Raw genomic sequence first — 22,885 nt, forward strand, 5'->3', positions numbered from 1 at the left:
AATGTGAGTAGGGCTCATGTTTTGCGCGTATGCTACGGGAGCGCACCTGCGACGCCAACCACCCTGACGGGGGCCGGTGTTGGGAAGGGAAAAGGATCGCCCCCGAACCGCACCTGACGGGGACCGCGCCCCGGCACCGGAGTACGAAAGAAGGGGCGAACCGTCACGCGTAGGGCGGAGTTCCCGGCTGCGCCGCTCGGGTGCGTACCCGCACCACTAACCTGGAGCCCGTACAAAACCGCCGATGCCGGGCAGACCGAACGCAGCTCAGCGTCCGCTCCGGCATCCCAGCCCAGCAAGGGACTCCGGTTGACGGGACGCAGGACCACCGCCCGACGCGCGAGCCCCGCCTGGCCGCGGCTGCGCTACTGGTTCGACACCATCGTGGCCCGCGGCACCGCCGTGCTGATCGGCTGGCTCACCCTCATGTGCCTGGCCATCGTGGTCCCGGCGAGCGCGGCCCTGGTGTGGGCCAGACAGGACGGGCCCACCACCTGGTCGGAGCAGGTCGTGGCCGTGTGGGTGAGCGTGGGCCAGACGCTGAAGATCGGCGGCGCCGTCGGCCGCCCCCTGTACGTGCTCATGTCGGTCCTGCTGGCCCTCGTCGCCCTGCTGTTCGTCTCCACCCTCGTCAGCCTCATCACCAACGGACTCAACGACAAGGTCCTGGCCCTGCGCCGCGGCCGGTCCACCGTCCTGGAGGCGCGGCACACGGTGCTGCTCGGCTGGTCCGACCAGGTGTTCCCGATCATCTCCGAACTGGTCGAGGCCAACTCCAACCGGCGCAGGGCCGTCATCGCCGTCCTGGGCCCCAAGGACAAGGCGGAGATGGAGGACGAGATCGCCACCGCCGTCGGCCGGCTCGGCCACACCCGGCTGATCTGCCGCAGCGGCGTCACCACCGACCCCGCTGTCGTCTCCCTCGTCAGCCCCGAATCGGCCCGCGCCGTGCTGGTCCTCACCCACGAGGGCGAGGACGGTGACGCCCACGTGGTCAAGACACTGCTCGCCGTGGACGCCGCCGTCCGCGGCCGGGGCAGCCCCGCCGTGGTCGCGGCGGTCCGCGACGGCCGCCACAAACGCGCGGCGGACCTCGCCGCGGGTCCCCGCGGCAAGGTGCTGGACATCGAGGACGTGACCGCCCGGCTCGTCGCCCAGACCTGCTGCGAGCCCGGACTCTCCCTCGTCTACCAGGAACTGCTGGACTTCGACGGCGACGAGATCTACACCGTGGCGGACCCCACCCTGACGGGACGCACCTTCGGCGAACTGCTCCTCGCGTACGACACGTCCAGCGTCATCGGTCTCCTGCGCCGCGCCGGGAGCCGGGCGGACGAGGACGCCGACGGACTCGGCGGATCCGGCCGGAGCCGCCTCGAACTCAACCCCGCCACCGACAGCGTGCTGGGCGAAGGCGACCGGATCGTCCTGATCACCGAGGACGACGACACCGCCACCCCGGCCGCCGAGCCGCTCGCCGTGGACGGACGGGCGATCGTCGCACCGCCCCGGACACTCCGGCCCCCGGAGCGCTTCCTGCTGCTCGGCTGGAACCACCGCGCCCCGCTGATCATCGACCAGCTCGACGCGTCCGTGCCGCCCGGATCCGTACTCGTGGTCATGGCCGAGGGCGAGGAGTGCCTCCGTGAGGCCGACCGCTGCGCCCGGGCGCCGGACCGGCGGATGCGCGTCGACGTCCACCGCGGCGACATCACCGATCCGCGGGTCCTGGACGACCTGGACGTACTGTCCTTCGACCGGGCCGTCGTCCTCGGGTACGACGTCCGGGACACCGCCCCCGGCGCGCTCACGGGCGACGACAGGACCCTGGTGACCCTCCTCCACCTGCGCGCGCTGGAGGAGGCGGCCGGTCGCGATCTGGCCGTCGTGACCGAGATGACGGACGACCGGAGCCGGTTGCTGGCTCCCGCCCGGGAGGGTGCGGACTTCATCGTCGGTGGCCGGCTCATCAGTCTGCTGATGACGCAGATCGCGGAGAACCGGCACCTCGCCGCCGTCTTCGACGGCCTGTTCTCGGCCGACGGCGACACCATCCACCTGAGACCCGCGACGGAGTACGTCCGGCCGGGGTACCCGGTCGGATTCGCCACGGTCGTGGAGTCCGGCCGCCGCCAGGGGCACTGCGTCATCGGCTACCGGCTCCACGAAGCCGTTGCGCAGGGCCCCTCGTACGGGGTGCGGCTGAACCCCGACAAGCGGGAGCGGCTGGCCTTCGGCCCCGAGGACTCGGTGATCGTCCTCGCCCCGGGCGCCGGGGCCACCACGCACCGCGAACGGTGCCGCACCGTCCCCGGAGCGCGCGCCGGCGGACTGCCGGGCCGGCCCCCCGGGAGGGACGACGGCCCGGGCGGCGGCTGGTGACACGGCCGGGCGGTACGGGGCGGGTGGGCTACCTCGGGCTGATCGTGACCTTGTAGGTGGCCCCGGCCCGGCCGCGGGTGTTCAGGGTGAGGGTCTGGCCGTGGTCGTCCCAACTGGCCCTGCCGCCCTTGACGTCGACGCGGTAGCCGCCCGGGTACGTGTCCCGGGGCACCGTGATCTGGGTCGGGCCCTCCGCGCTGTCGCGGGTGCGGAAGGCGAGCGTGTAGGTGCGGGTGGCCGGGTCGTACGCGAACGCGAGCGGGTCGCCCGCGACGGCCCGCGCGTAGGGCTGGACGAGCAGCCGGGCGTTGGGCTTCACCGCGCCCGTCTGGTCGAGGAAGCAGTAGCCGCCGCCCCGGCACCACTGCCACCACGTCCAGCCGCTGGCGAAGCGGTCCATGGAGGCCGTCATGTCGTTGACGAACTGGCTCGCGTGCGGGACGTAGGGGTTGCCGCCCCACTCGCCGACGATCACCGGCATGCGGTTGCGGGTCGGGTAGTCGCTGATCGCGGCCTCGTAGGCGGGGATGAAGGTGCCGTTGGGGTCGTAGTCGGCGCCGGTTTCCATCGAGGTCTCGTAGAAGTGCGGCGCGTATCCGGCGTGCGGGTCGTCGATGCGGCCCAACTGCGTCGGGACGCCGACACCGACGATGACGGTGGGTTCGACGAACACCCACGACCGGTGGTCGACCAGGCGGATCGCCCGCGCGAGGCGGTTCCACAGCTCCGTGAGCTCGGTGGACTCGAAGCGGGCCGCGGCGGCGGGGAGGTCCTCGCCTTCGAGGAACTTCGCGAACGGCTCGTTCATCAGGTCGTAGCCGAGCAGCGCCGGATGCCCGCCCAGGGCGGAGGCGACCGTCAGCCACATGCGGGCGTGCGCGGCACGGAGGTCGGCGTCCTTGTACAGGTGGTCGAAGGCGGTCTGTACGGACGGCTCGAAGTACTCGGAGAACCAGTCGTCGGGGATCGGCGTGAACGGCAGCCCCTCGTCGCGGGTGGCCCAGTCGGGGACGCCGCGGGAGCCGAAGTGGGGTCCGTACACGTCCTGGTGGGCGTCGAGGACGACCTTGACGTGGTAGCGGTCCGCCCAGTCGAGGATGCGGCGCATCTTGGCGAGGTAGCCGCGGTCGTAGTGGCCGGGGGAGGGTTCGAGGTCGTCCCAGAAGAACGCGAGGCGCGCGAGGTTGAAGCCCCGCGCCGCCATGTCCTTGAGGTCGCTCTCGTGGATGTCGGCGAACGCGTTCGCGCCCCGGCTGCTCTTGTCGGCGAGGTTGAAGCCGCGCCACTGGAGCGCGCGTCCTTGCCCGTCGGCGATGTAGGTACGGTCACCGACCGTGACCCGGTCGGGGGAGCGGTCGGGACGGGCCTGGGCCTGCGCGGGGAGGACACCGAGCAGGAGGACGGCCACGGCGGCGAGGGCGGCGGGGGCGACGCGGGAGGTCAAGCGCATGCAGGGGACCCTTTCGGGGGTGGCTGCTCGGGCGGCGGGCTACTGGCGGGTCGGATGTTACTGGCGAGTGGGCCAACTTCCCAGAGATTCTTGTCAGTTGGTGGAACTTCGGCCCCGCGGCCGATCGCGGGGGCCGATCGGCCCCTCGAACGTCGCAAAGGGGGGATATCCCCCGTTCGAACCCGGGGGGAGCCCTCAGTGCGGTCCGTTTCCACCCCAGGCCATGATCGTTTCACCGCAGGGGGACAAGAACGAGCCGAGGAGTTCAACATGACAGCGCACGACCGGGTGATCGGCCGACGGAGGCTGCTGCTCGCCGCGACGGCCGGACTCGCGACCACGGCCCTGCTGGCCCCCGCGGCCGCCGCTGCACCCGCCCCCACGGGGACGACAGGCCGACAGGCCGAAGCGCTCCGCGCGCTGGAGCGGGCGGCCCACCCCCTGCGCTCGACGGAGCCGGGCGGCAACACCGCCGACCTGCGGGCCCTGGACGCCATGATCGGCGAAGCCAGGGTGGTCGGACTGGGCGAGGCGACCCACGGCTCCCACGAGTTCTTCGCCATGAAGCAACGCGTCTTCAGCCACCTCGTCGAGGAGAGGGGATTCACCACCTTCGCCCTGGAGATGAGCTGGACGGCCGGCCTGCGGATCGACGAGTACCTTCAGGGCGGCCCCGGCGACGCCCGGCGGATAGCCAAGGAGACGCTGGCCGGATCGCCCTGGGAGCGGGAGGAGTTCGTCAGCCTCATCGCCTGGATGCGGCGGTACAACGACCGTCACCCCGGCCGGAAGGTCCACTTCATGGGCAACGACATCGGCGCCCCCCGGCTCGGCGACGCCGTGTTCGACCGGGTGCTCTCGTACGTCCGCGCGAGTCGCCCCCAGGACGTCGCGCGCCTGGAGGAGCTGTACGCGCGCCTGCGCCCCCTCGACGACGTCTTCGCCCACCTGCGCAAGCCCGTCGCCGAACGCCGCCTCGACGCCGCCACGGCCCAACAGGCCTTCGACCTGGTCACCGGGCTCAAGGGAGCGGGAGGCGACGCCTACGAATGGGCCGAGCAGCACGCCCGAAGCATCGCCCAGACCTTCGCGTTCGCCTCGCTCGACCTGTCCGACCCGGCATCGGTGTCCGCCGCGGAGCACTTCCGCGACCGGGTCATGGCCGACAACACCGCCTGGTGGCAGCGTCGGACGGGAGACAAGATGCTGCTCTCGGCGCACAACGGCCACGTGGGCTACCTGTCCAGTGACCCGGTGATGTACCCCAAGACCCAGGGCGCTTTCCTGCGCGAGGCCCTCGGCCGCGACTACGCCGCCATCGGCTTCACCTTCGGCCGCGGATCGTTCCTCACCGCGACCACGCTCGGCAGCCCCTGGAGCGAGGTCACCGTCCCCGCCGCCACCCCCGACATGCAGGAGCACACCCTCGGCCGGGTGCGCCACCGCGACTACTACCTCGACCTGCGCACCCTGCCCGCGGCGGGCCGCACCTGGCTGGACACCCCCCGTCCCATCTACGAGGCGGGCTCGACCTTCAAGAAGGACCCGCTCCCCACCCTCGCCATCACCGGGGCCTACGACGTCCTCATCCACCTGAACCAGGTCCACGCGGCCACCAGCCTCTGACTGCTCCGCCCGGCGGTCCTCGGCGAGTGCGGACACTCGGGAGAACCACCGGGCGGATCGACACGGGTTCAGGCCGACGGGCCCGTCAGTGGTTGAAGATGAAGTCGTGCGCGAAGGCCCAGCGCTGGTTGTCGCCGTTGTTGCAGCCCCACAGCTGCGCCCCCGTGCCCCAGGTGCCCGCCTGCCAGCCGTTGATCTCCAGACACCCGGTGTAGGCGCTCTTGAGCTCCGCCGTGGCCTGGCCGTTGACGTTGCGCCAGTGGTCGAACCACCAGAGCTGGTTGCGGCCGTTGTTGCACGGCCACTGCGTGACCGCCGTGCCGTTGGAGGTCGTCGGCGGCAGCCCGGCCAGCTCCAGGCACTGGCCGGAGGAGCGGTTGACGATCTGGAAGAAGCCACCGCCCATGCTGTTGAAGACCCAGTTCTGGTTGTCGCCGTCGTTGCAGCCCCACACGGCGGCCTGGGCGCCCGGTTGGCCGGTCCAACCGGGCATCTCCAGACACGATCCGCCGGCCAGGTTGGTGACGGTGGTCATGTTGGTGGCGGGGGCCGCGCCGGCCGGGGCGGCCGTCGCGGCCAGGCTGCCGAGCAGCAGTCCGAGCGTGCACGTCATGCGTGCGATCAAGTGCTTCACTGAAGCCTCCCTGGGGAGCAAGTTGCTTGGAGGGAAAGGACTTTGGTGGTGCGCTGGCAGCATATAGGAACAGGTGTGCGAATCGATGGGTTTTAGGGCCCGGTGGAGGTGCAGGGTCTGCGTGGAGCCGATGACGCAATAGCCTCCGCCCATGACCCACAGCCGCGTTGAGCCCGACCCGCGGCGCTGGAACGCCTCACCGACCCTGACCTGGTGGTCAGGGAGTCCGCTGTCCGGGCCGCCAGTACGGCCCGGCCTCACCGGGACCGCGCCCTGGACGCGCTGAGGGCATGGGGCCACGACATCGGCAACCTCGAAAACGCGTCCGACACCGCAGCCCGCGAACACTGCGTCCGCCTCAGGGCCGCACGAGCGTCCGGCTTACGCAGAGAAGGGCGACGGGATCGGGGGCCCGCGGCCGGGGACAGTCCATCGCGGCCGCCGAGGCCGACCGCTCCGGAAGAACGACCTGTTCCGCCAGGGCCGGGGTGGGGGCCGCGAGGGTCACCGAGGGGCGACTGCGCGGAGGCCGGCGGGCAGTCCATTGCCATGGCCGGACACCCGCCCCCGGCCGGGAGCCGGACCGACGACAGTACCGAGGCACCGGTCTTCGGTGACGGCCGGGCTGTCGTCATCCGATTCACCTGCCCAGCGGCGGGATCACGTGGCCCAGGGCAGTCGTAGGGCCTCGATCTCCATGTCGTCGAGGAGCGCCTCGACGAGTGCTGTGGGGCCGGCCACCTTGGTGGCCCAGAGGTCGTGGTCCGTGCAGAGGACCCAGGACCGGTCCTGGGCCCAGAGGTTGGACGGGGTCCAACCGTCTTCCCCGGGGTGGTCGTACAGCGCCGCGGCGTCCGCGAGCGTGCAGGCCCGCACGTGCAGGTTGTCGAAGTCCTCCGCCCCTTGCAGCAGAGGGTTGTAGTAGGCGAGACAACGGGTGTCCGGGCCTTGCGCGCTGTGTTCGGTGAGCATGTCGACCAGCCGGTTCCAGTCGGCGCGGTACAGCCTGCCCTCGGAGGGTCCCGAGATGCCGACCGGCCAGCCGCCCGACTCCCGGAGCGAAGGGAAGGAGCGGTGGCAGGGCAGCCGCCCCTCAGGTGCCACGGGGTCACCGGTCCGCCGCGAGAGCTCCGCCCAGCGCAGGCGGCGCCAGCGGGGTCCGGGATGTTCGCCCACGGTGCCGGTGAACACGTCCGCGGGGTCGAGGCCCGGGAGGATCTCGGGTTCGCCGCCGTTCAGTACGGCCCGTTGGTACGCGAGGTAGGGCGTGTCGGTCGGCCCGAGTTCGTGTTCGTACATGGAGTGGAGCACCCAGGCGGCGTCGGGCAGGCCGGGCGGCATGAAGCCGGTGAGCCCGTCGTCGTCGGTCAGTTCCCGAAGCCAATCGGTTTCCCCGGCCGGGGCCAGCGGCCATCGGGCGGCCGCCCGAGCGGCGGACGTCTCGTTCATCGGCTCAGGATCTCACTCACCGGGGCGAGCGCCGGCCGTGGCAGCGGCTCTGCCGATGTGAGCCGCGACCATTCGAGCCTCCTGCGCGGGGGCCGGTCACCGCCCCCTCCTGCCGAACCGCTCCGTCGCCTCCAGGATCGCGTTCCGCATCGCCGGACTGCCCGTGTGGCCAGAGTCGTCGAGCACCTTCAGTTCCGCGTCCGGCCATGCCTTGGCCAGCTCCCACGCGGTGTTCAGCGGGCTCGCCAGGTCGAGTCGGCCGTGGATCAGCACCGCCGGGATCCCGGCCAGCCGGCCCGCGTCGCGCAGGAGCTGCCCGTCGTCGAGCCAGGCGTCGTTCGCGAAGTAGTGGGCGCAGATCCGGACGAAGGCCATCAGCGCGTCGTCGGGCTTGCCGCTGTACGCGCCGGGAGTGCCGAGTGCCTCGTGCGCGATGACCGCGTCTTCCCAAGCGCACCAGTCCCGTGCGGCCTTGATCCGGACCGCCTCGTCCGTGCTGTTGATCAGCCGGTTGTAGGCGGCCACCAGGTTGCCGCCCCGGTCCGCCTCCGGCAGCGCGTCACGGAACGCCTCCCAGGGGCCCGGCAGCAGGCGCCCGACGCCGTGGTAGAGCCAATCGGTTTCCTCGGGCCGGGTCGTGGTGACGCCGGCGATGACGATCTCGGAGACCCGTTCCGGGTAGCGCTCGGCGTAGGCGAGGATCAGCGTCGAGCCCCAGGAGCCGCCGTAGAGGAGCCAACGCTCGATGCCGAGATGCTCGCGCAGCCGCTCCATGTCGGCGATCAGGTGCTCGGTGGTGTTGTGATCGAGGCTGACGGCCGGGTCGGAAGCGTGCGGCCGGCTCTCACCGCAGCCGCGCTGGTCGAACAGGACGATGCGGTAGACCGCGGGATCGAACAGGCTGCGACCGCCGCGGCGGCCTCCGCCGCCGGGACCGCCGTGCACGCACAGGGCCGGCTTCCCGTCGGGATCACCACTCGTCTCCCAGTAGATCCGGTTGCCGTCCCCGACATCGAGGAGCCCGTGCGCGTAAGGCTCGACGGGCGGGAACTGCGTGCTCATGGCCGGCTCCTGCTCAACGTGTGGGGGAACGACCTCGCGAGGCTATCCGGTGACACGAACGGTGTCTTCCGATTTGCCCGCACCCCGCACCCCGCACCCCGCACCGGCCCGGGCGTGCAGCCGCACCGCGGCGGCGCCGCTGCCGGTGGCGGACCGGTCCTCGCGCCGCTCGGACAGAAGCGCGAGGACCAGCGTCACCCACTTGACCTCCGCCCCGTTGCTCAGGAGCGCGGTGAGACCTGGACGATGGCTTCGATCTCCACGAGCTGTTCGGGCACCGACATGTCGCTGACACCGACGATGGTGTCGGTGGTGCGGTGGTTGCCGACGTACTCCTTGTGCAGCCTGGCGGCTGTGTCGAAGTTCTTGCGGAGGTCCTTGGTGAAGATCTTCATGCTGATGATCTGGCTGCGCGGGACCCGGTAGTGCGCGAGCACCTTGTCCAGGTTGTCGAACGACGTGCGCACCTGCTTCTCGAAGTCGCCGGCGCCCACGAAGTTCCCGGCCGCGTCGTGGGACACCTGCCCCGAGATGTAGATCGTGTCCCCGGCCCGGATGCCCTGCGAGTACCCGTAGGACTCCTCCCACGGCACCCCGAACCCGAAGTGGTCCCAGCCCCGGCGTGCCTGGTCCTGCGCGCTGGCTCCCTGCAGTCCGGTGAAGGTGATCATCGCGGCCACGACCGCGGCCACCACGGCACCGATACCGAACCTGCGCCCTGACTTGGTCATACCTCGTCCTTTCGTCCCCGGTGGAGCCCGGAGCACCGACGCTCCCACGGCAGAAGGGAGAACCCCTCGTACGGGAGTCGACCCGATCGTGTCGCTGCTTCTCGGGGTGCCCCTAGAGTGTGTGCATTCTGAAAGGGGAGGGAATCAATGCAGGTCAAATACGGCAGACCTTTGGCTTATACGGCCATCTGGGGGGCGATCGCGGCGGCGGCGATCGCTTTTGTGCCGGACATGTTCCCGGACTGGGAGTCCGATCCCGGGCCCGCGCTGGATGCGTACGCGGCGACCGCGGACATGCCGGAGACCCTGCTGGAGGACGGTACGACGATCTTGGTGGGGGATCGGAACGCCGGAACGGTCGTTCGCCTCTACGAGGACCCACGGTGCCCGATCGTCGCCGACTTCGAGGCCAGTGGAGCCAAGGCCATCCACTCGCACACCCTCCAGCGCAAGACGGTGACGTCGTACACCCTGGCTTCCTTCAAGGACAAAACGCTTGGCGGCGACGGCTCCAAGCGTGCGGTCAACGCGCTGCGTGCCGCGCTTGAAGTGCAGAAATTCGCCGAGTACCACGCCGTCCTGATGGAGCACCAGGCGGAGACCGAGGCGTCCGGCGGGTACACCACGGAGCGCCTGCTGCGCCTCGCGGATCAGGTGCCGGGGCTGCGCGGTGAGAGCTTCGACGGGGCAGTGGCCACCATGAAGTACACCGATTTCGTGAGCGCGTCACAGGCGGCGTACGAGCGGACAGGGGATGATCCGGCCGGACCGGGTACCCCCACCATCGTGATCAACCGGACGATGCTGGGCGGCGAAGACTACAAGGCCCTCTTCGACGAGGACCGTGCCGCAGACGTGCTGGCCGTGGTCGAGGACAGACCCGAGGCATTGAACCGGCGGACCTGAGGGCATCCGGGCGAAGATGTGCTCGACGCGGGCTCGGGCCTGCTCGGGGGACTTGTTGTGCGCTTCCTTCCGGTCGGGCAGGTCTTCGCCCGTGCATCGACGACGGGGCATGACGAGTTCCGTGCCGGGATGGCCGCCGTCGGCGTTGGTGAGCGTCCTGGCGACGGCGGCCGTGGTGAACCGCTTGCGAGGCTGGGCCATCGCACCGGCCGGCGCTCCCTCCGCCAGCCTCCCCGCCTCAGCGGAACTCGTGGACCACCTGGATCTTGCCGACGATGTGGGCGTTGAAATCGTCCAGTTCCTCGGCCGGAACCCAGAGTTCGAGGATCGTCTGCCCGCCGGCCTGCTGGACGGGATACCGGCTCAAGAACGCCGACTCGACCTCAAAACGAGTGACGAAGCCGGCGCCATCGTGCTTCACGTTCCAGTCCCGCGCGATCCTGACCGCGTAGTCCTCGTTGAGGACGGGGTAGAAGATCGGCTGCTCGGGCAACCGGGGCGGCCAGGCACGCCAGTTCAGCTCCCGAACCAGATCCAGCTCCTTGGGGCCGGTGGGACGCCACAGGGCCGTCGTCGCTTGCTGGCTGGTCATCTGCATCGTTCCCTGAACGTAGGTCGCTTCGCCGGTTCGGCAGGTCGGAGAGCGGACCATACCGGCACCGCGAACTCGCCGGCCACGCAGTTTCCGTACCCCGACCATCGCCGTGACCCGGTTCGGCAGGCCGACGGCACCGGGGTCAGAGGCGGGCGCCGGATACCATCGCGGCCGAGATCCGGCGCGCGGTGTTCGCAGGACACCGACTGCGCATCCACTACGCGGCCGTGGACCAGACGCCGAAGTGGCGCACGGTGGACCCGATCGGCCTGGTCACCGTGCGCGAGCACGGCTACTTGCTGGCCACACGGTCCGGCGCGGACCGCACCTACCGACTGTCCCGCATCCTGGCCGCCGAGGAACTCGCCGAACCGGCACAGCGGCCGGAGCGGGTCGATCTGGACCGGGCCTGGCAGGAACGCGGCCCACGCTTCAGGACCGGCGACGACCAAGTCACCGTGCTGGTACGGGTGGACCCGGCGCGGCGGGACGACCTGCTGGGCACCGCGCTGGCCGTCCGCGCGGAGGAATCCGACGCGGACGGCCGACTGCGGCTGGAGGCGACCTTCCAGGATCCGAGGCACGCCGAATGGGCGCTGTGGCGCCTCGGCACGCACGCGGAAGCCCTGGCTCCGCAGTGGTTGCGCGACTCCCTGCGACAGCGCGCCGCGGAGATCGCCACCCGCTACGGAGCGCCGCCGGGGCCCGCTACGGCGTGAGCCAGCTGCGCAGGAGTCGGCTCACGACGGGCATCGCGACGTACGTCATCAGCACGTTGAAGACGGCGGCCGTGATCGCGCTGTTGAGCAGGAGGGGGAGTGCGGTCAGGTGCGGCATGAGGAAGAAGCCGCCGAGTACGGAGATCGGGTAGATCGCCAGGGTCGCGCTGATCGCCATCTTCCACCGGGGCGGCGCCGGCCGCATCGAGCCCGGTTCGGCGAACCAGGTCTCCATGCCGGTCAGGGTGCGCCGGCCGACCTCGGTGTGGTGGTGCCCCTGGCAGTCGGCGAACCAGGCCGCCCGTTCGGGCGACTCCTGCCAGGCGCGGCAGGCCTCCGCATCCCGGAACCGGTGGATGAGGAACCAGGGGGCGTCGCCGCCGGAGGAGCGGAAGAGCCCGTACCCCAGATGGCCGGGGAAGGCCGCCGCGCTCTCCAGGATGCCCTTCGCCCACAGCTCGAAGTCGGCCTCGTACCCGGGGTCGACCCGGCGGGCTATCAGGAGGGTCACCTCGCCGGTGTCGGCGGGGACGGTGGAGTGCTCAAGGCTGACCGCGGTCACACGTACTCCTCGTGATCATGCCGCGCCCGAGCACACTCTACTCACTCCTCCGCCGGGGAATCAGCGCCCCAGCCGGGCGTCGAGCCAGGTGAGTACCTCGGGGGTGACGGGGTCGGTGATGTCCGCGAACTCCCGGTGCTTGGTGAGGAACTTGGCGACGTACGGGCAGACGGGCACGATCCGCAACCCGGAGGCGCGGACGTCGGTCAGTGCCTGCTCGACGAGGATCGCGGCGAGTCCCTGGCCGGCGTAGGCGTCGTCGACCTCGGTGTGGAAGAAGACCCGCCGGCCGTCGCGGTCGCGGTAGGCGGTCAGGCCGGCGCGGTGGTCGTCGACGAGGATCTCGTAGCGGTGGCGGTCGTCGACGCGGCGGACGACGGGGGCGGTGGTGGTCTGCTCGCTCATGGCGGAGGTCCTTTCGGTGCGGGGGTCAGTGGCGGGAGGGGTTCTTGCGGGGTGCGATCACGGCGTTGGGCAGGGCGGGGGCGGGCAGCCGCTCGCCGGGGTAGCCGCCGACGGTGCCGAAACGGTCGGAGGCGCGCTCCCATTCCTCCCGCGCCAGGGCGATGTCCCGGTGGCTGCGGCCGATGAAGTTCCACCACATCACGATCTCCTCCTCGAAGGGCGGGCCGCCCAGGAGGACCGTGCGGGCCGGGTGGCCGGAGTCGTTGGTGAGGGTGAGGGTGGTGCGGCCGGGGGCGGCGTAGCCGAGCTCCGCGGGGCGCAGGGGAGTTCCGTCGAGGCGGACGTCGCCCTCGTCGACGAGGAGTCCGTGTTCGAAGCCGGGGTCGACGCCGAGGGTGACGGTGGCCCCGGCGTCGATCAGGACCTCGGCGCCGAGGAGCGGGGTGAAGGTGCGTACGGGGGAGGTGTCGCCGGCGAGGGTGCCCAGGAAGATCCGCAGCTCCGCGCCGTCGACGCGGAACGGCCTGGGGGCGTGGTGCTGGAACTCGCGCGGCGCGTGACGGTGTTCGCCGGGGAGGGCCACCCAGAGCTGGACGCCGTGGAGCACGGTGGTGGCGGGGGTGGAGACCTCCGTGTGGCTGATGCCGCGGCCACCGGTCATGAGGTTGATCTCCCCGGGCCGTACGAAGGCGTGCGTGCCCAGGCTGTCGCGGTGCTCGATCTCCCCCCTGAACAGCCAGCTGACGGTCTGGAGTCCGGTGTGCGGGTGGGGCGCGACGTCCATGCCTCCGGAGTCGGCGACCCGGTCGGGGCCGTAGTGGTCGGCGAAGCACCAGGCCCCGATGAGCGTCCGGGACCGCTGCGGCAGGGTGCGCCGTACGGTCATCGCCCGCGGCCCGCCCAGCGGGACGTCCCGGGCGGTGAGCACCTCGACCTCGACCCTGGCCGTGCCTTCAACCTCCGTGTGATCCATCTCCCAGCCCCTCTCCCACCAAAGTAGTTTCGATTTCAACAACTATGGGTGATCATAGTCCCGAAGGCAACCCGGGACAACAGGCGAAGGAGCACGGGTGATGGAGACGGCACAGACCGCGGGAACCCATCGGACCAACGGCCGGATCTACCTCGACAAACAGAGCCCCGCCGTGTACCAGGCGCTGGTCAGGACCGCCGACGCCGTCCGCGCGACGGCGGCCGAAGCCGGCCTTGACCGGCTCCTGGTCGAGCTGGTCAACATCCGCGTGTCCCAGCTCAACGGCTGCGCATTCTGCCTTGACGTCCACACCCGGGCCGCGCTGCGCGCCGGGGAGACGACCCGTCGCCTCGGCGTGCTCGCCGCCTGGCGGGACACCGAGCTCTTCACCGCCCGCGAGCGCGCCTCCCTCGCCCTGGCCGAGGCCACCACCCACCCTGCCGACGCCCTCGCCCAGGAGCGGGCGTACGCGCAGGCGCAGGAGGTGCTGGACGACGACGAGATCTCCGCCGTGGTCTGGGCGGCGATCACGATCAACGCCTTCAACCGCGTCTCGATCCTCAGCAAACACCCGGTACGGGAAACCCCCGCCCGCTGAACCGCTACGACGCCGTCGCCCGCCCCGCCCGGGACGGGGGAGCGAGAGGGAGGGAGAGCCCTTCGGCCGTGTGGCTCAGCTCTGGGCTGCGGTTCATCGATTGTTGCCGTGACCGGATGAGTGGCTAGGTCCTGTCCGGCGGATCATGTGACGGTCGCCTCGCGTGGGGGTCATTGTGCGGTTTGTGGGGCGGGGCGATCTGACGAATGACGAGTGGGCGCGACTTGCGCCCCTTCTGCCGAAGTCCGGGGGCCGGGCCGGGCGTTGGAGTGACCACCGAACAGTGATCAACGGGATCTTGTTCCGGATCCGCACAGGAGTCCCTTGGTGGGATCTGCCGAACCGGTTCGGGAGCTGGAAAACGGCCTATGAGCGTCACCTCCGGTGGTCGGCGGACGGCACCTGGGATCGGACCGTGCAAGCCGTCCAGGCCGGTGCCGACGCCCGGGGCCAGATCGACTGGAGCATGGTGAGCGTGGACTCCACCTCGTGCCGAGCCCATCAGCACGCTGCCGGAGCTCCGCGCAGGACGCCGCGAGTTCCCAAGCGGAGATCAACACCTCGGCAGCACCGCCCCGACGAAGGACTCGGCCGTTCGCGGGGCGGCCTGACCTCCAAGATCCACCTTGCCGGGGAAGGTGGTCTCCGTCCTCTGTCGCTGCTGATCACTCCTGGTCAGTGGGGCGACAGCCCGCAGCCGATCCCAGTCCTCGAACGCATCCGGGTAAAGCGCCTCGGCGGTGGGCATCCACGCACTCGTCCCGACCACTTGGGCGGCGATAATCGCCGCTACCTACGCAGACGCCAGATCAAACACACCATCCCGGAACCGAAGGACCAGCGAGCCAACCGCAGGCGCCGAGGAAGCCGAGGAGGCCGGCCGGCGGGCTTTGACAAGGAGAGATACAAGCGCCGCAACGAGGTCGAGCGCACGATCAACCGGCTCAAGCGCTTCCGCGCCGTGGCTACGCGCTACGACAAACGCGCCTCCGTCTTCCACGGTACTGTCACCGCGGCATCCCTCCGCCTGTGGCTCAGCCCGTGATCGGACGGATAAAACGGTGGCTTCCTGATTCGCTTCCCTGCCACGATCTGGGGGTGACCACGTTGTTCCTGATGGTCGGCCTGCCAGGGGCCGGAAAGACCACACGGGCTCGGCAGCTCGCCGCAGAGCACGGCGCGCTGCGTCTGACGCCCGACGACTGGATGATCCCCCTGTTCGGCGAGGCGGAGGCGGACGGGAAGCGCGACGTGCTGGAGGGGCGCATGCTCTGGCTCGCCCTGGAGGCGGTCAGACTGGGCACCGACGTCGTCGTGGACTACGGCTGCTGGTCACGGGACGAACGGTCCGCGATCCGCTGGCTGGTGGAGGCCGAGGGGGCGTGCTTCCGCATGGTCTACCTGCCGGTGGACGAGGAGACCCAACGCACCCGTATCGCCCACCGCTGGGTGACCACCCCCGAGGAGACGTTGCCGATGTCCGAGGCCGACATCCTGCACGGGCGCGCGCATTTCGAGGAGCCCGACGCGGCGGAGCTGGAGGGCCGCAGGGGCGCCGGCCCGCCGCCCGGGTGGGTCGACTGGCGGGAGTGGGCCGCCGACCGGTGGCCGTCGTTCGCGTGACTGCTGCGGCCCACGACAATCAGCCGTACCGGGCCTGCCTGCACCAGCCCGAGATGATCCGCCGGACAGCCCCGAGTCGGAAGGGCGCCCCAGCGGGGCGCCCCGGCCGGACTGGATCTCGAACCGGTACGGGCTGATGTCGTACTCGGTCTCGCCGAGCTTGCGGACGATCTCGAATCCCGCCAGGCCGGTCTCCTCGCGTGCCTCGCGCAGTGCGGCGGCTTCCGGGGTTTCACCGGGGCGGATGCTCCCTGCGGGGACCTGGATGCCGACCTCTTCGCAGGAGTAGTCGCTGTGGCGGAACACGAGAAGGCGCCCGTCACGTACGACGTAGACGAGGACCTTCTCCTTCGTGACTTTCTCGGGCATGGCGACAACCTCCACTCGGTACGGCAACCGGTGCATGAACCCTTGTCGCCGCCCGATCGGCGATTTCGCCGGCACAGCCGACGGACGGCCGCCGGTACTGCCGCTGACGCGTCAGCGACGTTCGCTATTGTCCGTGCCATGACCTCAAGTGATCATCTGCTCGACCTGATCCAGACCAACCCGGAGATCGATCTGCTGCTGCGGTCGTCGTTCGGCTTCGACATCCACCGGAAGTACTACGGGGATGACCTGAGCCTCGCCTCGGGTGCGCCGCTGGAGGTGATCGCCGGGGAGTCTGCCGGTGGCGCGTACTTCCTGGGTGTCGAGCAGAACGGTCGCCGGCCTGTGGTGTTCGCGAGTTCCGAAGGGGAAGGCGGACTGCTCGCCGATGACCTGGCGGACGCGCTGGAGATCATCATCGGGCTGGAATGGCGGGACTGCCTCTCCTTCTCGGGCGGTGGTGATCTGGAGGTCATGCAGGCCTCCGCCCAGCACCTTGAACGGTCCCGCTACAAGGACAACCCGGACATCGACAGCGAAGCCGCCCAGGTGGCAGCAGCCCTGTCGCTGCGCATCGTGCCTGTCGCCGACCTCGTCATCCGGTTGCAGGCGGCCGCCTCGAAGACCGAACCGGACTACGTCGTGACCGGTGACGGACAGACGTTCGATCCGCTGTTCGGCGAGTACGCGGAGCCTCGCCATGGTGGCTGGCGCTGAACCCGACCGGCCACTGCCGGCCGTCGCATCGGCACTGATGTCGCTCAGTTCGGGCCGGTGGTCCGGACGAGCGCCAGTTCCCGGTCCGTCAGGGGCGGTTCGGTCAAGGGTGGGCGCAGCGGGCCGCGCAGGGCGCCGAGGAGGACGCGCGGCCTGACCAGAGTGGTCAGGGGGGCCTGGAGTGAGGTGACGTCGAAGAAGTCCCTGGTCATGGTGGAGTTCCCGCAGCACGTGCTCAGCAGGCGGTAGGTGTAGGCGGACAGGACCTTGTCCTTGCGCGTCGGGGTGCTCTGGGCGCTTCCCTGGGCTCCCGGGTAGAACACGTCGTGTCCGAGTGCCAGGTCCCAGGCCGCCGCGACCGGTTTGGCCATGGCCTTCTGGACCCGTCGTGCGAGCCGGGGCGCGTCGATTCCGTCGGCCGCGGCGAGGTCGCGGAGCACGAGCGCGGCCTGGGCGGCCACGGACATGGCGTGCCCGTAGATGGGGTTGAACGCGGCCAGGGCGTCGCCGAGCACCACGAACCGCTCCGGCCAGTTCCCGACGTTCTCGAAGTGGCGACGGGTGTTGCGCGTGCTCCGGTTGACCGTGACGTCCGTCAGCGGCTCCAGGTCCGAGATGATCTCTCCGATGACGGGGTGACGCAGCCCGCGGGCGAACGGCTCGAAGTCCTCGTTCCTCGCCGTCGGCTCGCCCCCTCTGGTTCCGGCCGTGGTGACGATCCACTGGCCGTGCTCGATGGGCAGGATGCTGGCGCTCTGCCCGGGCCGTGCCGTCCGGGGGTCCGACTGCACGACGACCATGGGGAACCCGGCCGTTCCCCCGGGTGCGCGGAAGACCCGGCTGGCATACGTCAGGCCGAGGTCCAGGGAGCGCTCGGGTGCGGGTCGGACCCCCAGCTCCGCCAGGTACCGCGGGGTCCGCGAACCCCGCCCGCTCGCGTCGACGACGAAGTCGGCCTCCAGGTCGGTTTCCCGGCCGTCCGCCGCCCGGGTGCGCACGCCGGTGACGCGGGCGGCCGTGCCGATGAGGCCCTCGACGCGGGTGTGCTGGCGGACGGTCACCCTGGTGTCGGCCAGCACGAGGTCGCGTACGGCGTGGTCGAGCACGTCACGGCTGCAGGCGATCAGGAAGGCCGTCTCGGCGGTCCAGCGGCGGAGCCAGCCCTCGGGAGTGAACCCGACCATGCCGGTGGGGATGGGGATGCGGTTCGCACCCGCGGCCGTCCACCGGTCGGTGACGCCGGGCAGAAGGGCCTCGGCGGCGCGCACTCCGCTGCTCCAGAACATGTGCGCGTGGCTCGCCTGGGGAAGTCCCTTGCGAGGGCCCGGGACGGCCGGCAGTTCGTCGTTCTCGATGATGAGCACCTCGTCCACCACCTCACGCAGCGCGGCGGCTGCCAGGGTCCCGGCCAGACTTCCGCCGATGACGATGGCCCGTTGGCGTGCCGGTGCCGTGGAACTGATGCTGGGGCGGGTCATGTGACTGCTCTCTGGCGGGCCGCCGAGGCGCGGGCGGCATGGTTGTCGGAGGAAGGGGCCCGGCCGGGCGGACCCCAAAGGGTTCTGGGTGACGGCTTGCCGACGGGTGCCGACGGGTGGGATCGGTCAGCCGTCCGTGTGGCCCGGATGCGGCGGCGGAGTGTCGGGGAGCGGTCCGACCAGTTCGGAGGGCCCCTCGAAAGGCCCCGCGAAGGTCCCCTCGAAGGGCGACGGCCACCCGGATTCCCGGCCGGGGGTCTGGTCGGGGACAGCCATCACGCGTAGGACGTCCGAGAGCCGCAGGAGCTGTTCGTCGTCGCCCGACAGCATGTCCTCCAGGCTGCATGCCGCTCGGTCGGCCTGGGCGGCGCGCAGGGCTTCGAACGCCGCGGCCACCATGGCGATGTGGCGTGCGGCATTCGGCTTCAGCGCGCCGGGCAGCGCGTCCGGCTGTTCCTCTTCCTGCGCGCGGCGGCCGAGACGGGGCGCGATCAGCCGGAGACCGTCGCGGATGTCGCAGGTCCGGCGCAGCTGGCGCTTGCCGAGCGAGGAGCCCCAGGGAATGCGCACCAGTTCGTACGGGGTCACCGCGCGCATGGTCACCCACAGCGGGCGCAGACGCCGGTACCGGGACCAACGGTTCCACAGACTCGTCACGCCCTGGCTGGCGGAAGGCAGCGCGAGGCCGACGCACTGGAGGAGCGAGGCCAGTGAGGACACCGTCGGGGCGACGGTGGTGCTGACGCCGTCCCAGTCCTGGCCGGCCCATCGCGCGCCGATGGCCAGGAGCTTGCACGCGACGTATCCCAGGCTCAGGACCGAGCCGGTCACGATGAGGAGCAGCCCGCTGCGCAGGAGGCCCGGCACCTCGCGGGACCAGCGCCAGCACAGGCGGGCCAGCACCAGGTTCGCCAGCCCGTAGGACAGCACGCACAGGACGACCATCTCCCGGACGTACGGGGTGGTGGCGTAGTAGGTGTCGAAGTCACGGAGGCGTTCCTCGGACGCGTCTCCGAGGGCGAACAGGGTGAACTGCGTAGCGATCACCGCTCCGTAGATGCCGACGCACCAGCGCGTCGCCGCCCGGCGCCGGTCCTCCGGCCCTCCGCGCCAGGTGATCGTGAGGTTGACGAGCGCGGCACTGGCGGCGGTGACGATGCCGTACACCAGCGGAACCGAGAAGTTGGGGACCCCGGTGAGCGCGTTCACCTGGGAGATCGTCGGCGGCGCCGCGAAGAAGAAAACGGCGGCGCCCAGGGGGAGGAGCAGGGAAACGGAACGGACGAGGGGGTCACGCCAGTGTCGTACGAGTCCGGGCGCCCTCAGGGCGAAGGCGACGGAGAGCACGCCGACGAGAAGATAGAAGTACAGGGTGGTCATGCCCGCCCCCTCCCCGGGGTCGGCCTGCCCGGGTCCCCGGCGAGGGCCCGGACCAGCGCGTGCGAGATGCGTACGAGGTCGCGCTCCTCACCGGGTCCCGTCTGGAGTTCCCGGGAGGAGGCGATCACCTCACGCTCGGGGTCGGCGCGCAGCGCGTCGACCGCGGCGATGACCATGACGGCGTCGGCATCTGCGGCGGCATCCTCGTCGGTGGCACCCTCGGCCAGCGCGCCGGCGAGCGCGCGGGCCCGCAGGGCGAGGTCGAAGTAGGGATTGAGAGTGAGCAGTCCGTCGTGGATGCCCGATTCGCGGTGCAGCCTGCGTACGCCCACCGTGGAGAGCAGGGGCATCCTGACCACGGCCGTGGTGGGCGTCAGCCCGTGGAGCAGGCGTGACAGAGCGCCCAGTCGGTGGTACCGGGTCCAGTCCCGCCAGGGTTCCTTGAAGCGCTGGACGATGAGGGGGACACCGAAGCCGAGGAGGATGAAGCAGAAGGAAACCGTGACGAAGGGCCGTGCCGCTTCGGTGCTGAGGACGTCCCAGTCGGCTCCGGCCCATCGGGCGCCCACGGCCGCGAACTTGCACACGTCGAAGCCGAGGACGAGGGTGAAGCCCACGATCAAGAGGCCGAGACCCGCGCGGAGCTCCCGGGACACACCGCTCAGCCAGCGCCCGCACAGGGTCGCCATGACCACCGCCGCGGCGGAGTGGCCCGTCAGGTAGAGCACGATCATTTCGCGGATGAACGGCGTGTTGGCGTAGTAGGTGTCCAGGTCCTCCAGCCGTTCGACCGGTGCATCGCCGAGGGCGAAGAGCGTGAACATCGCGACGGCCAGGGCCGCGTAGGTTCCGGCGCACCAGCGCGTGGCCCGGCGGACACGGGCCGGCGGGCCCCCTCGCCAGTTGATGATCAGGATGATGCCGGATCCGCAGCAGGCCATCAGGATCGAGTAGAGGAGGGGCGCGGCGAAGTTCGGAACGCCCGTCACCTCGTTGACCTTGACGATCACCGAGGTCGCCCCGAAGCAGAAGACTCCGGTGGCCGTCAGCAGGAACACCACCACGGCCCGGAGAAGGGGATCGTGGCGGTTCCTGCGGAGGCTGGGCAGCCGGACGAGGACGGCCACGGTCCCCAGGGCGGCCGGAACGAAGAACGCGAGATCGGACACGGGATCAGCCCCGTATGCCGTGCTGGCGGAGCGCGGCGGCGATACGGCCGGACGTCGTGTCACGGTCGAGCGCGGGTGCGAGGGGCGCCGCCAGCAAGTGCTTGACGGCGTGCGCCAGTTCGAGGCCGTAGCGCTCGGCCGCCTGCTCCTCTCCCCGGTGCTTCCTGGCGGCAGGCCCGTCCTGCTTCAGGAAGGCGGGACTGTGGCGTCCGGCAACTGCCAGGGCCGACTCGACCACCTCCTGTAAATCGGCGTCGTGGCGCAGGAGACGAGCGGCCGCGGACCCCTCGGCCACGTGCCCGTGGCAGTGGCCCAGTTCCAGGTGGCGCAGCTCGTGTCCGGTGATGATGATCTGGTGTTCGGCCGCGGTCTTCTGTTCCACGACGACGAGGTCCTGCTCCCCGAGGTTGAGGGCGAGACCGCTGGCCGTGCCCGGAGGGAAGGCCGTGGTGCGGAACTCGATCCTGCGCCCCCGGCGCTGCCCCATGGCATCGCAGAGCGCGCGACAGACCACCTCGGCCGGAACCGGAGATTTCAGATGGCCGATTCCCTCCACGAGGGCTCCGACGGACCGACGTAACTTCCGCTGCTTGAACACGTACCTCTCCCATGCCCCTGTTCCGCGAAGGGCAGGAGTGCGCGCCCTCGTGGATTCCACGAAACCGGCCCGCTCCACGCGACGGGCCCGCACCACCCCCGCACAGCAGCCGGCCGCCCCACACACCCTCCTCGCGACGATCGGAGAGGGGCACGGCCTTCCGGGCCCCCTGGCGCGTACCGGACGGCACGCCTCACCCGGCGCTTTCCTCCGCCGCACGCTCGTCCATGTAGTTGTCGAGCCATTCGAGCAACTTGGTGCGCCCCTGGGCAGGAAGCAGGGCCGCGCGCAGCGCGATGCCGTCGACGCCGTGCCGCTCGTAGAGACGGGGCCCTCCGGCGCCGGCCGGGGCCGCCGAGAGGGCGTTGCGTTCGCTGTGCTCCTGGTACTCCTGGAGCAGGGCCTTCTCGATGACGGCCAGGGCACAGCTCAGGGCCTCGACGTCCTCCGACTGGAGGAAGCCCGCCGGTCGTTCGAAGAACCGCTCCAGCCGCGCGCAGTGGTCCATCGTCGGGCGCCGGTCTCCGCCGAGCAGCGCCTGCACCTGTTGCCGGGAGATGCCGCTCTGACGGGCGATCTCCCCGTGCGAGAACTTCCGGCCGTTCTCCTTGAGGTACGTGGCGTGGAGCAGGTCGAGCCGCTGCCGGAAGCGTTCGTGGATGTCCGGCTCGCCGGCGGTGCGCCCCTGGAGGAGGGCCCGTACGACCTCCAGCGGGACCCCGGAGGCGATGTGCAGCTCCTCGGGATCCAGGACATCGGCGCGGCGGCGGCCCAGCTTGGCTCCCAGGTCGGTGACCCGTTCGACGGCCGTGGTCAACTGCGAGGCGGTCGCGGGCGGTACGGGGAAGGGCTCTGTCACCGGCTGATCTCCCGAAGTCATGCAGGACGAATCACCTCGGAACCCCCGGAACCCCCGGAGGCACCGAAGCGGCGACTGCTACGAAGCTGATGCTGCCACAGCCGTGGCAGGTGATCCATGGTTCTCCGGCCAAGCTGCCACGGTGGTGGCAGAAAGTCGATGGTGCCCACGGCGGTGCGGCTACGCAGCCTTCATGGCCGCCTACGGCACCGGAGGCATCGATCGTCCGGAGACGGCACGGTTCAGAAGACGGGCGGCCTGCCCGCCCGAGTGAGCCGGGCCGCGGTCTTCCAGGACATGGGCTGCCGGGGCCCCTGGCCGCCGGCCAGGCCTTCGCGGAACCCGGCGACGGTGACGCGGAGGGCTTCGGGGTCGCGGATGCGCCAGAGGGTGATGAGGCTCCAGGTGGCGAGGTTGAAGGGGACGAGGGGGCCCGGGAGGTTGCGGCGGGCGACCCAGACCCGGTTGCGGGCGTTGAGACGGTAGAACGTGTCGTGACGTGCCGGGTCGGTGGCCGGATGGTGGACGACGATGTCGGGGACGTAGCGGCCGTGGCAGCCGAGGTCCCACAACCGCCAGGCCAGTTCGACCCCCTCGTGT

22 protein-coding genes and 4 pseudogenes are annotated in these 22,885 nt (G+C 70.7%); 8 read left to right on the top strand and 18 right to left on the bottom strand.

Annotation, left to right across the window (positions count from 1 at the left end; genetic code table 11):
* Positions 1-309 precede the first annotated feature (309 nt).
* Positions 310-2,382, top strand: coding sequence for a CASTOR/POLLUX-related putative ion channel (locus SLAV_RS36815; protein WP_063760264.1), 2,073 nt, complete (start codon positions 310-312; stop codon positions 2,380-2,382).
* 28 nt (positions 2,383-2,410) lie between these two features.
* Here SLAV_RS36815 and SLAV_RS36820 read toward each other — a convergent pair whose 3' ends face one another.
* Entirely contained in the window at positions 2,411-3,832 is a 1,422-nt protein-coding gene (locus tag SLAV_RS36820) for a cellulase family glycosylhydrolase (protein WP_030227887.1), read from the bottom strand.
* Positions 3,833-4,102: 270 nt separating this feature from the next.
* Here SLAV_RS36820 and SLAV_RS36825 point away from each other — a divergent pair, with 270 nt between their 5' ends.
* Positions 4,103-5,458 (top strand): erythromycin esterase family protein, encoded by a 1,356-nt coding sequence (locus SLAV_RS36825; RefSeq protein ID WP_037686702.1) that lies wholly within the window; start codon positions 4,103-4,105, stop codon positions 5,456-5,458.
* Between the two features lie 85 nt (positions 5,459-5,543).
* On the opposite strand, the gene SLAV_RS36830 is transcribed toward SLAV_RS36825, so the two are convergent.
* From SLAV_RS36830 to SLAV_RS36850, 5 genes are all read right to left on the bottom strand, one after another.
* Positions 5,544-6,092, bottom strand: a complete 549-nt coding sequence (locus SLAV_RS36830) for an RICIN domain-containing protein (RefSeq protein ID WP_159038072.1) — start codon at positions 6,090-6,092, stop codon at positions 5,544-5,546.
* Between the two features lie 660 nt (positions 6,093-6,752).
* A complete protein-coding gene (locus tag SLAV_RS36840) occupies positions 6,753-7,541 on the bottom strand; it encodes a hypothetical protein (RefSeq protein WP_030227881.1) in 789 nt (262 codons plus the stop codon).
* Between the two features lie 96 nt (positions 7,542-7,637).
* Complete coding sequence (pip, locus tag SLAV_RS36845; RefSeq protein WP_030227879.1) at positions 7,638-8,603, bottom strand: prolyl aminopeptidase; 966 nt, start codon at positions 8,601-8,603, stop codon at positions 7,638-7,640.
* A gap of 42 nt (positions 8,604-8,645) precedes the next feature.
* Positions 8,646-8,801, bottom strand: a complete 156-nt coding sequence (locus tag SLAV_RS41290; RefSeq protein WP_158740583.1) for a hypothetical protein — start codon at positions 8,799-8,801, stop codon at positions 8,646-8,648.
* A gap of 23 nt (positions 8,802-8,824) precedes the next feature.
* Entirely contained in the window at positions 8,825-9,334 is a 510-nt protein-coding gene (locus SLAV_RS36850) for a RidA family protein (protein ID WP_051840561.1), read from the bottom strand.
* A gap of 147 nt (positions 9,335-9,481) precedes the next feature.
* Between SLAV_RS36850 and SLAV_RS36855 the strand changes: the two genes are divergently transcribed.
* The gene (locus SLAV_RS36855; RefSeq protein ID WP_030227874.1) at positions 9,482-10,240 is read left to right on the top strand and encodes a DsbA family protein; all 759 of its coding nucleotides are present in this window, start codon (positions 9,482-9,484) and stop codon (positions 10,238-10,240) included.
* A 3-nt stretch (positions 10,241-10,243) separates the two neighbouring features.
* Here the strand turns inward: SLAV_RS36855 and SLAV_RS42800 are convergent.
* Together SLAV_RS42800 and SLAV_RS36865 are read right to left on the bottom strand one after the other, a co-directional pair.
* Positions 10,244-10,411, bottom strand: a pseudogene (locus tag SLAV_RS42800) (IS5/IS1182 family transposase); the annotation flags it as partial.
* A 67-nt stretch (positions 10,412-10,478) separates the two neighbouring features.
* Positions 10,479-10,838, bottom strand: coding sequence for a hypothetical protein (locus SLAV_RS36865; RefSeq protein ID WP_030227873.1), 360 nt, complete (start codon positions 10,836-10,838; stop codon positions 10,479-10,481).
* A gap of 152 nt (positions 10,839-10,990) precedes the next feature.
* Here SLAV_RS36865 and SLAV_RS36870 point away from each other — a divergent pair.
* Positions 10,991-11,554 (top strand): annotated as a pseudogene (locus tag SLAV_RS36870) (helix-turn-helix transcriptional regulator); the annotation flags it as partial.
* Here SLAV_RS36870 and SLAV_RS36875 read toward each other — a convergent pair.
* Genes SLAV_RS36875 through SLAV_RS36885 form a run of 3 tightly spaced genes read right to left on the bottom strand, consistent with a single transcriptional unit; the run spans position 11,544 to position 13,494 of the window.
* On the bottom strand, positions 11,544-12,116 hold the full coding sequence (locus tag SLAV_RS36875) for an antibiotic biosynthesis monooxygenase (RefSeq protein ID WP_030227868.1): 573 nt from the start codon (positions 12,114-12,116) through the stop codon (positions 11,544-11,546). The pseudogene SLAV_RS36870 and the gene SLAV_RS36875 sit on opposite strands and share 11 nt — an antisense overlap.
* A gap of 60 nt (positions 12,117-12,176) precedes the next feature.
* Complete coding sequence (locus SLAV_RS36880; protein ID WP_030227865.1) at positions 12,177-12,521, bottom strand: GNAT family N-acetyltransferase; 345 nt, start codon at positions 12,519-12,521, stop codon at positions 12,177-12,179.
* A 25-nt stretch (positions 12,522-12,546) separates the two neighbouring features.
* A complete protein-coding gene (locus tag SLAV_RS36885; RefSeq protein WP_030227863.1) occupies positions 12,547-13,494 on the bottom strand; it encodes a pirin family protein in 948 nt (315 codons plus the stop codon).
* 100 nt (positions 13,495-13,594) lie between these two features.
* Between SLAV_RS36885 and SLAV_RS36890 the strand changes: the two genes are divergently transcribed.
* The 3 genes from SLAV_RS36890 to SLAV_RS36900 all read left to right on the top strand — a co-directional run bounded on the left by SLAV_RS36890 (position 13,595) and on the right by SLAV_RS36900 (position 15,715).
* Positions 13,595-14,092: a carboxymuconolactone decarboxylase family protein gene (locus tag SLAV_RS36890; protein ID WP_030227861.1), complete on the top strand. Its 498-nt coding sequence runs from the start codon at positions 13,595-13,597 to the stop codon at positions 14,090-14,092.
* Between the two features lie 184 nt (positions 14,093-14,276).
* On the top strand, positions 14,277-15,137 hold the full coding sequence (locus tag SLAV_RS36895) for an IS5 family transposase (RefSeq protein WP_078950214.1): 861 nt from the start codon (positions 14,277-14,279) through the stop codon (positions 15,135-15,137).
* Between the two features lie 53 nt (positions 15,138-15,190).
* Positions 15,191-15,715: a P-loop nucleotide/nucleoside kinase family protein gene (locus SLAV_RS36900; protein ID WP_030227856.1), complete on the top strand. Its 525-nt coding sequence runs from the start codon at positions 15,191-15,193 to the stop codon at positions 15,713-15,715.
* A 192-nt stretch (positions 15,716-15,907) separates the two neighbouring features.
* Here the strand turns inward: SLAV_RS36900 and SLAV_RS36905 are convergent.
* Positions 15,908-16,084, bottom strand: a pseudogene (locus SLAV_RS36905) (NUDIX domain-containing protein); the annotation flags it as partial.
* Between SLAV_RS36905 and SLAV_RS36910 the strand changes: the two are divergent.
* Positions 16,010-16,801: a hypothetical protein gene (locus SLAV_RS36910; RefSeq protein WP_158740581.1), complete on the top strand. Its 792-nt coding sequence runs from the start codon at positions 16,010-16,012 to the stop codon at positions 16,799-16,801. The pseudogene SLAV_RS36905 and the gene SLAV_RS36910 sit on opposite strands and share 75 nt — an antisense overlap.
* Before the next feature lie 44 nt (positions 16,802-16,845).
* Here the strand turns inward: SLAV_RS36910 and SLAV_RS36915 are convergent, their stop codons facing one another.
* The 6 genes and pseudogenes from SLAV_RS36915 to SLAV_RS36940 form a co-directional block, all read right to left on the bottom strand.
* Positions 16,846-18,279, bottom strand: a complete 1,434-nt coding sequence (locus SLAV_RS36915) for an NAD(P)/FAD-dependent oxidoreductase (protein ID WP_051840559.1) — start codon at positions 18,277-18,279, stop codon at positions 16,846-16,848.
* Between the two features lie 126 nt (positions 18,280-18,405).
* Entirely contained in the window at positions 18,406-19,659 is a 1,254-nt protein-coding gene (locus SLAV_RS36920; protein WP_051840557.1) for an MAB_1171c family putative transporter, read from the bottom strand.
* Entirely contained in the window at positions 19,656-20,828 is a 1,173-nt protein-coding gene (locus tag SLAV_RS36925; protein ID WP_030227848.1) for an MAB_1171c family putative transporter, read from the bottom strand. The genes SLAV_RS36920 and SLAV_RS36925 overlap by 4 nt, the downstream gene beginning before the upstream one ends.
* A 4-nt stretch (positions 20,829-20,832) precedes the next feature.
* The gene (locus tag SLAV_RS36930; RefSeq protein WP_244225269.1) at positions 20,833-21,384 is read right to left on the bottom strand and encodes a toxin-antitoxin system, toxin component; all 552 of its coding nucleotides are present in this window, start codon (positions 21,382-21,384) and stop codon (positions 20,833-20,835) included.
* Between the two features lie 235 nt (positions 21,385-21,619).
* A complete protein-coding gene (locus tag SLAV_RS36935) occupies positions 21,620-22,285 on the bottom strand; it encodes a helix-turn-helix domain-containing protein (protein WP_078950210.1) in 666 nt (221 codons plus the stop codon).
* Between the two features lie 242 nt (positions 22,286-22,527).
* A pseudogene (locus SLAV_RS36940) lies at positions 22,528-22,884 on the bottom strand (glycosyltransferase family 2 protein); the annotation flags it as partial.
* Between the last annotated feature and the right edge of the window lies 1 nt (position 22,885).

This window comes from Streptomyces lavendulae subsp. lavendulae (genome assembly GCF_002803845.1).
GTDB classification, from domain to species: Bacteria; Actinomycetota; Actinomycetes; order Streptomycetales; family Streptomycetaceae; genus Streptomyces; species Streptomyces lavendulae.

Coding starts and splice junctions, on each gene's coding strand:
- SLAV_RS36820 (WP_030227887.1), bottom strand. CDS start 3,832: ATGCGCTTGACCTCCCGCGTCGCCCCCGCCGCCCTCGCCGCCGTGGCC.
- SLAV_RS36825 (WP_037686702.1), top strand. CDS start 4,103: ATGACAGCGCACGACCGGGTGATCGGCCGACGGAGGCTGCTGCTCGCC.
- SLAV_RS36840 (WP_030227881.1), bottom strand. CDS start 7,541: ATGAACGAGACGTCCGCCGCTCGGGCGGCCGCCCGATGGCCGCTGGCC.
- pip (WP_030227879.1), bottom strand. CDS start 8,603: ATGAGCACGCAGTTCCCGCCCGTCGAGCCTTACGCGCACGGGCTCCTC.
- SLAV_RS36850 (WP_051840561.1), bottom strand. CDS start 9,334: ATGACCAAGTCAGGGCGCAGGTTCGGTATCGGTGCCGTGGTGGCCGCG.
- SLAV_RS36855 (WP_030227874.1), top strand. CDS start 9,482: ATGCAGGTCAAATACGGCAGACCTTTGGCTTATACGGCCATCTGGGGG.
- SLAV_RS36865 (WP_030227873.1), bottom strand. CDS start 10,838: ATGCAGATGACCAGCCAGCAAGCGACGACGGCCCTGTGGCGTCCCACC.
- SLAV_RS36880 (WP_030227865.1), bottom strand. CDS start 12,521: ATGAGCGAGCAGACCACCACCGCCCCCGTCGTCCGCCGCGTCGACGAC.
- SLAV_RS36885 (WP_030227863.1), bottom strand. CDS start 13,494: ATGGATCACACGGAGGTTGAAGGCACGGCCAGGGTCGAGGTCGAGGTG.
- SLAV_RS36890 (WP_030227861.1), top strand. CDS start 13,595: ATGGAGACGGCACAGACCGCGGGAACCCATCGGACCAACGGCCGGATC.
- SLAV_RS36915 (WP_051840559.1), bottom strand. CDS start 18,279: ATGACCCGCCCCAGCATCAGTTCCACGGCACCGGCACGCCAACGGGCC.
- SLAV_RS36920 (WP_051840557.1), bottom strand. CDS start 19,659: ATGACCACCCTGTACTTCTATCTTCTCGTCGGCGTGCTCTCCGTCGCC.